The organism is Campylobacter concisus (assembly GCF_001891085.1).
In the GTDB taxonomy this organism is placed as follows: domain Bacteria; phylum Campylobacterota; class Campylobacteria; order Campylobacterales; family Campylobacteraceae; genus Campylobacter_A; species Campylobacter_A concisus_O.
Genome location: NZ_JXUP01000023.1, coordinates 1 through 590 on the forward strand (window position 1 = coordinate 1; position 590 = coordinate 590).

Below are 590 nucleotides of genomic sequence, written 5' to 3' on the forward strand. Positions count from 1 at the left end.
GGTTTATGTCGTTAAAAGCTAGAAATTTCGAATTTTTATAAATTTCTAGCTTTATATTACTCTTTGCTTTTCTCTTTTTTAGCTTTACTCTTTTGTGCTTTATCTTTTAGCTTTTCTTTATTATCTTTTATCTCTTTTATACTATCATCTTTAGCACTATCTTTTTTCTCTTTTACTTCATCGCTCTTTTACTTGCTTTTTCTTTTATCTCATCTTTTTAGATTTTATTTTTGATTTTGTGTCATCTATCTTTGTAGTGCCTGATACTGATATATCTGATTTTAGATTTTCAAATGTCTTGTCGCCTATACCATTTACATTTTTTATATCTTCTATTGAGTTAAATTTATTTGCTTTTCTATACTCTATTATTGCATCTGCCTTTGAAGATCCTATGCCATCTAAACTCATTAACTCTTCTTTTGTGGCGGTGTTTAAATTTATGGCTGCTAGTAATGTAGAAGCTGCTGCTAATAGTGAGAATATAATCTTTTTCATTTTTGTCCTTTTTGGGTAAATTTGGGTTTGGAGTCTATCATATTTGGTGTTTTAGTCAATACTCGTATAAAGCATAAAACTAAGAGATATTT

General features: G+C 28.0%; 1 protein-coding gene. It reads right to left on the reverse strand.

Annotated features, from left to right (window positions below; all coding sequences use genetic code 11):
• Positions 1-204: 204 nt before the first annotated feature.
• Entirely contained in the window at positions 205-498 is a 294-nt protein-coding gene (locus tag TH67_RS10150; protein ID WP_072595454.1) for a ComEA family DNA-binding protein, read from the reverse strand.
• Positions 499-590: the final 92 nt, after the last annotated feature.